We start from the raw sequence: 6,521 nt of genomic DNA, 5'->3' as shown, positions 1-6,521 counted from the left end.
GGATTCATCGCGTTCCTCCGACGGACAGCCGGGACAGACGGTGGTCGACAGCGGTCCGTATCTCCATGCGCGCCCCGGGCTCCGGATCCGCGCCCACGCGGTCCTCCCGGTTCGTCACGTACTGGTGATTGAGGACGGCGGTGGAGAGCAGATAGACGAACGCCTGGTCCTCTTTGGTGCTGATCTCGGGATCGGGCGTCGACATGATCTTGTTGACGAGCTTCCGCGCGAAGACCGGGTCGACGCAGTCGAGATGCGCGAGTTCGGCGTCGGAGAGCAGCAGTTCCATGTAATCGGGGCGCTGCTCCTTGAACGCGGCGGCGCCCGGGGCGCGATACGGCTGTTTGGGCCGGGTAAGGCTGGATTGGGGCAGTTCGCCGTGGAACGCCTTCTTGAGGATGGCCTTCTCCTGGAATCCATCGTCGTACTTGAGGTTCACCGACGCGGCCGCCCGCACCACGGCCGGATCGAGGAACGGGCAGCGGTTCTCGACACTGTGCGCGAGGCTCATCCGCTCGCCCTGGGTGGACAGCAGATAGCCCGCGAGGAGCGTCTTGTATTCGAGCCACTGCGCCTTCTGGGTCGGCGACAGCGCGGCGTAATCGGGCGCGGTTCCGACAAGGTCGAGGAGATCCCCGAACGGCTCGTCGCGCTCCTTGAGCAGCCGCGCCGCGAACCGGCCGTTCTGGTAGCGGAGTTCATGCGAGAAGAGCCCCGGCAGCCGCTCGGTGGAGAACTGGCTGAAGAGCCCGGTCAGATGCTTCCGGTGACCGGGTCCGAAATGGCCGAGTTCGGGGTAGAGGCTGCCGAGCTTGGCCGCCTTCTCCTCGTCCGTCAGCTCGTTCCACGACGTACGCAGCAGGGTCTCCCGGAACAGCGAATAGCCGAGGAACGCCTCGTCGGCCCCCTCACCGCTCAGGATCACCTTGATTCCGGCATCCCGGACATGGCGTGACAGCAGAAACATCGGAACGAACGCCGTACGGAACGCCGGGACTTCGGCGTGATAGACCGCCGAGGGGAAGTTCTCCGCGATATCGGCGCTCGAAATGGCGAGCGACGAGTGGACCGTGCCGAGGTGTTCGGCGACGGCGCGCTGACTGCTCGACTCGTCGAAGGTCTCGTCCTCGAACTCCACCGAGAACGTGCGCACCTGGTTCCGGGAGAGGTCGGTGGCCAGCTTGGTGACGATGGACGAGTCGAGCCCGCCGCTCAAGTAGACGCCGACTTCGACATCGCTGCGCAGCCGTACCTCGACGCTCTTGCGCAGCTCCTCGCGGACGAACGCAGCCGCGTCCTCCTCGCTCCCGGTGAACGGCGGCGCGTCGACGCGAAGCTCTTCGTATGTGCGCAGGGTGCGCCGCTCCCCGCGAATGGCGAGGAGGCCGCCCACCGGGATCTGGCGGACGCCCTGGAACGGGGTGCGGTCGGGCAGCGGCGTCCATACGGCGAAGATCGACGCCAGCTCCCGGGGGTCCAGCTCGAAGCGGAATCCGGGAAACGCGCGGAAGGCCTTCATCTCGGAGGCGAAGAGGAACGCGCCGGGGCGGTCGGAGTAGAAGAGCGGGCGCTTGCCGTACCGGTCGCGGGCGAGGAAGAGTTCGCCCGTCGCCGCGTCGCGGATCGCCAGGCCGAAGGCGCCGTTGAAGCGGGTGAGGCAGGACGGCCCCCACTGGACCCACGCCTGCAGCACGACCTCGGTGTCCGACTGGGTACGGAACGTCCGGCCGAGCCCGCGTAATTCGTCGCGCAGCTCGATGTGGTTGTACAGCTCGCCGTTGAAGCAGATCCAGTAGCGCCCCGAGGGGTCCGACATGGGCTGTGAGCCCGCGGCGATGTCGATGATCGACAGGCGGACGGCCCCCATCGCGATGCCGTCGTCGAGGTAGTAGCCCGCCTCGTCCGGACCGCGGTGGTGAATCAGTGACAGCATCGAGGTGATGACCTGGGGGGCGGCATCACCCTGGAGATCAGGGGAAAGGAAACCGGCAAGTCCGCACATGAAAGTCCTCTTACTGGGTGTCGGGCCCGGCCTGTTACCGGCGGTTGGGCTCGGCGAGCTTGCGGGACACGAAGTCGTCGATGGAGGAGAGGGAGACGAAGACATCGGTGAGAATGTCGGCCTCGTCCATGTGGAACGCGAACTCGTCCTCGAGGAAGTTCATCATCTGGATATAGCCGAAGGAGTCAATGACCCCTTCCTTGAAGAGGTCGGTGTCGGCGGTGATGTCGCCGCCGAACTCGACCAGAAAGCGCTCCTCTATGAACTGCTGGATCTTCTCTGTCCTGCTCATTTCAGACCCTAACTTCTCAGCCGGAGACGGGAACGGGCACGGGAACGGGCACGGGGACTTCTGACGTGCGGATCTTTTCGACCATGCGCAGGAGCGACTTTCCGCCCACCTCTTCGCAGGCGAACTGGGGGTCGCGGGCCAGCAGATGACGGACGCTGTCCGTCCAGCGCACCGGTTCCACGAGCTGCTGGCTCAGCGTCGATACCATCGCGCCCGCTTCGTAGGGGCGTCCGGTGACGTTGGCGACCACGTCGGCGGCGGGCTCGGCGAAGGTGAATTCCTTCAGGTACCGCTCGAACTCCGCGCGGGCCGGTTCCATGTACCGGGAGTGGAACGGCGCGCTGACGCGCAGCGGCGCGAACCGGATGCCGCGCTCCTTCAATGCGGCGTGGGCGGCACGCAGCGCATCGACGGGACCGGCGATGACGAGCTGGGTGTCGGTGTTGAAGCCCGCGACGTCCAGGCCTTCGATGCCGTCCTGCCCGAGGATGTCGAAGAGTCGCGACGCCGGGGTGTTCATCACGGCCGTCATTCCGCCGCCGGACGCCGCCGCCATCAGCTCGCCGCGCTTCTTGACGAGCCGGAGGCCGGTCTCGAAGTCGAACACCCCGGCGGCCAGCAGGGCGTTGTATTCGCCGAGACTGTGCCCGAGATAGCAGTCGGCGGGCCGGTACTCGCGCCGTACGCGCTCGAACATCTGTAACGCGTTGACGGTGTAGAGGGCGGGCTGGGTGTATTCCGTGCGGGCCAGCATGTCGTCAGGGTTGTCGCGGCACAGGGCGACGAGGTCGTAACCCAGCAGGTCACAGGCGAATTGCGTGAGCCCGGGGTAGCTCTGGAAGGCATCCTTGCCCATTCCCCGGAATTGGGAACCTTGCCCGGGAAAAAGAATTGCGAAAACCATGGCGCCTTTCAGGTGGACACCAGAAGAAGAGCCGAAGAAGAGCCGGTTAACGCGCTCGGCCCTAATTCAGCATCACGGAAGCGCGCCGACACGTGCAAGGGGCACTCATGTGGCGAAGGTTACATTGTCGCATTCTGCCAAACTAGTGATGTCCCTAGTGCTTGCTGGAGAGGCCAGAAATCAGACTGCCCTGACTTATTCGCGTGCTTGACAGCATCAACAAACCCCGGGATTACTGAATTTCCCGCCCCGAGACACCGTTTCCCGGAAGGTCACTCATGAGCGCCCCGATCACCGACCCCTGGCTGCAGCCGCTGCGGCTCGCCGATCAGCCCGCCGCGGCGGCTCCGGTCCACCGGGACCGGGTGGTGTGCTGGCCGCCCGCGGGCGGCTCCGCCACCTTCTTCCACCCGTTCGCCGCCTCACTCCCGGAGGCCGATGTCTGGGCCGTCCAGCCGCCGGGCCGGGCCAACCGCCGCCGCACCCCGGCCGTCACCGACCCGGCGGAGGCCGTGGACAGCGTCCTCGCCGCGCTCGACACGCTCCCGCCCACCGACGGCCGCCTCATCGTCATGGGCCACAGCATGGGCGCGGCCATGGCCCACCTCCTGGCCACCCGCGCCCCCACCACCCCGGATCTCGTCGTCCTCTCCGCGTGGCCGGTTCCCGGCCAGTTCGTGCGGCACCCCCTCGGCAAGCCGACCGCCGAACTCGACACCGACGATCTCTTCGCCTTCCTGCGCTCCCTGGACACCCCGGGGATGGCCGATCTGGACGACGCCCTCGTGGCCGAATATCTCCTCCCGCCCCTGCGGGCCGACCTCCTCCTGGGCGACGGCCTCGCCGCCATGACCGACCGCGCCTGGACCAAGTCCCCGGTCCTCCTCATCTCCGCCGACGACGACCAGGTCTTCTCCCCCGCCGAGGTCGCGGCCTGGCGCGATGTCGTGGACGTCCGCGACCATGTCCGCCTCACCGGCGGCCACTTCGCGCTCTCCGCACACGTCGAAACGGTGGCCGAGGCCATCCGCCGCGCCCTGTAGCCGGGGGCCTGCCGGACGGGCCTACCAACCCGCCCGCCGACGGCCGAGATAGTACGCACCGCCCCCGGAGCCGGGCTGCCAAGATGAGCGAATGATCTACCCAGCCGATACACAACGGTTGACTGCGGATCAGACACGGCTGTTACTGGTCGAGGACGACCGGGAGACCGCAGACATGCTGGCCGATTTATTCGTCTCAGAGGGCTATGCCGTCGATGTGGCATTCGACGGCCACCGGGGGCTCCATCTCGGTCTCGGCCGACGTCATCAGGTGATGGTCATCGATCGCATGCTGCCCGGCATCGACGGCCTGGACCTGGTGAAACGATTACGGCGGGTCGGTGTCACCACCCGGGTCCTGGTGCTGACCGCGCTGGGCGAACTGGGCGATCGGGTCACCGGCCTCGACTCCGGCGCCGACGACTACCTCGTCAAGCCCTTCGAAGTGGACGAACTGCTGGCCCGGGTGCGGGCGCTGCACCGGCGCGACCGCGCGGACGCCGAAGTCCTGCCGCTCGGCGACGGGGACGGCGGGCAGCTGGACCTGCGGCGCCACGAGGTCCAACTCGCCGACGGCAGCCGGGTCGAGCTGTCCCTGCGCGAGTTCGGCCTGCTGCACGCGCTCGCGGACGACCCCAAGTGGGTGCACGACCGCTCGCTCCTGCGCGAGCGCGTGTTCCCCGACACCTCGGCGGAGTCCATCGTCGACACGTACGTCTACTACCTGCGGCGGAAGCTGGGCCGCGAAGTCGTCCGTACCGTGCGGGGGCGCGGCTATCAGTTGGGCACGCTGTGATCTCCCTTCCGCTCCGCTTTCCGACCCGCCGTACGGCCCGCAGCCCCGAGCGGCGGCGGCTCGCCGCCGCCCAGTGGTCCATCACGCTGCGCATCTCGCTCGTGATGTCGGTGATCATGCTGCTGGTCGTGGCCATCGTCTACTCCGTCGTGCTGTTCGCCCAGCGCGCCGACGCGGAGCGCGAGACGCGGTGGGGCGTCCAGCACAACACCGTCGACAGCCCGCCGGTCTGCATGTGGATCACCGTGGAGCGGGACGGAGTGCTCCGCAGCACCCGCGGCATCCCGGACGGCCTGCCCGTGAAGTCCACCCTGGCGGCGGTCCGCGCGGGCGGGCCCCCGGTGCTGGAACGGGTGGAGCGCGGCGGCGAGCAGTTCACGGTACGCACCGGGCGGCGCGGCGACGAGGTCGTCCAGGCCGCGTACGGCGAACGCTTCCAGCGCGTCGACCGCCAGCATCTGCTGCTCGCCTTCGCGACGGCCGAGTCGATCGGGCTGCTGCTCGTCGCCGCCGCGAGCGGCATGCTCGCGCGGCGGGCGATGACGCCGCTGTCCGAGGCGCTGGACCGGCAGCGGCGGTTCGTCGCGGACGCCAGCCACGAACTGCGCACCCCGCTCACCCAGTTGCACACCCGCGCCCAGCTGCTGGCCCGGCGCTCCGGCACGGAACACCCGCAGCAGCTGACCGCCGACCTCCAGCGCCTGGTGACCGGCACCCGGCAGCTCGGCGACATCATCGACGACCTGCTGCTGTCCGCGCGGCTGTCCCAGTCGCCGGGTTCCTGCGATCCGGTCGACGTCGCCGCGCTCGCCGAGGAGGCGGTGGCCGCCGAGGACGCCCGCGCCCAGTCGCTGGGTCTGGACGTACGGCTGCGGCACGGACCGGGGCGGCACGTGGTCATGGGCACCGCCCCGGCGCTGCGCCGGGTGATCGCCGCGCTGGTAGACAACGCGATGGGGCACACCCCGGCGGGCGGCGAGGTCGTGGTGTCCGTGGACGCCCCGCGTACGGGGGTGGTGTCGCTGTCCGTACGCGACACGGGGGCGGGGTTCGCGCCCGAGGAAGCCGACCGCCTCTTCGAACGGTTCGCCCGGGGGACGTCCGGGCGGGGCAGGCGCTTCGGGCTCGGCCTGGCGCTGGCCCGGGAGGTGGTCGAAAGCCACCGGGGCCGGATCACCGCCGGGGGACGCCCGGGCCACGGCGCGCTGTTCACCGTCGAACTCCCAGCGGCACGACCGGCGGCCGAGGCGGGCGAGGCGATCCCGCGACAGCGATCGCTCGCGTCACGCCTGTCCGTAGCAGTGCGCCAGCCGAACGGCCCAGGCCGCTGACCCACGACCGAGCGGGCCGCCACGCCCGCACCCCGGCGCGCCGCCGAACACCTGGCCCAGCTCACGGCTGGGCGCACCGGCACGGTACGGAGCTACACACGGCACGCCGCACACGAGCCCAGCGCGAGCGCGCCACCACCGGACCCGCAACCC

Annotated in this window: 6 protein-coding genes; 3 read left to right on the top strand and 3 right to left on the bottom strand. The window is 69.1% G+C overall.

The annotated features are described in order from the left end of the window. Positions 1 to 4: 4 nt before the first annotated feature. From asnB to fabD, 3 genes are read right to left on the bottom strand one after another with little or no spacing between them, the layout of a single operon-like run. Positions 5 to 2,002, bottom strand: a complete 1,998-nt coding sequence (gene asnB, locus ACFV9T_RS15095) for an asparagine synthase (glutamine-hydrolyzing) (RefSeq protein WP_385440140.1) — start codon at positions 2,000 to 2,002, stop codon at positions 5 to 7. 34 nt (positions 2,003 to 2,036) lie between these two features. Continuing rightward, positions 2,037 to 2,294, bottom strand: coding sequence for an acyl carrier protein (locus ACFV9T_RS15090; RefSeq protein WP_385440138.1), 258 nt, complete (start codon positions 2,292 to 2,294; stop codon positions 2,037 to 2,039). 16 nt (positions 2,295 to 2,310) lie between these two features. Further along, positions 2,311 to 3,198, bottom strand: coding sequence for an ACP S-malonyltransferase (gene fabD / locus ACFV9T_RS15085; RefSeq protein ID WP_385440136.1), 888 nt, complete (start codon positions 3,196 to 3,198; stop codon positions 2,311 to 2,313). A gap of 278 nt (positions 3,199 to 3,476) precedes the next feature. On the opposite strand from fabD, the gene ACFV9T_RS15080 reads away from it, so the two are divergent. The 3 genes from ACFV9T_RS15080 to ACFV9T_RS15070 all read left to right on the top strand — a co-directional run bounded on the left by ACFV9T_RS15080 (position 3,477) and on the right by ACFV9T_RS15070 (position 6,368). After that, positions 3,477 to 4,241 (top strand): thioesterase II family protein, encoded by a 765-nt coding sequence (locus tag ACFV9T_RS15080; RefSeq protein WP_385440134.1) that lies wholly within the window; start codon positions 3,477 to 3,479, stop codon positions 4,239 to 4,241. 118 nt (positions 4,242 to 4,359) lie between these two features. Beyond that, the gene (locus ACFV9T_RS15075; protein WP_385440132.1) at positions 4,360 to 5,037 is read left to right on the top strand and encodes a response regulator transcription factor; all 678 of its coding nucleotides are present in this window, start codon (positions 4,360 to 4,362) and stop codon (positions 5,035 to 5,037) included. Then, on the top strand, positions 5,034 to 6,368 hold the full coding sequence (locus ACFV9T_RS15070; protein ID WP_385440130.1) for a sensor histidine kinase: 1,335 nt from the start codon (positions 5,034 to 5,036) through the stop codon (positions 6,366 to 6,368). The genes ACFV9T_RS15075 and ACFV9T_RS15070 overlap by 4 nt, the downstream gene beginning before the upstream one ends. Positions 6,369 to 6,521 lie beyond the last annotated feature (153 nt).

This window comes from Streptomyces sp. NPDC059850, assembly GCF_042731515.1.
GTDB lineage: Bacteria > Actinomycetota > Actinomycetes > Streptomycetales > Streptomycetaceae > Streptomyces.
This window is presented reverse-complemented; position numbering and strand designations above follow the sequence as displayed.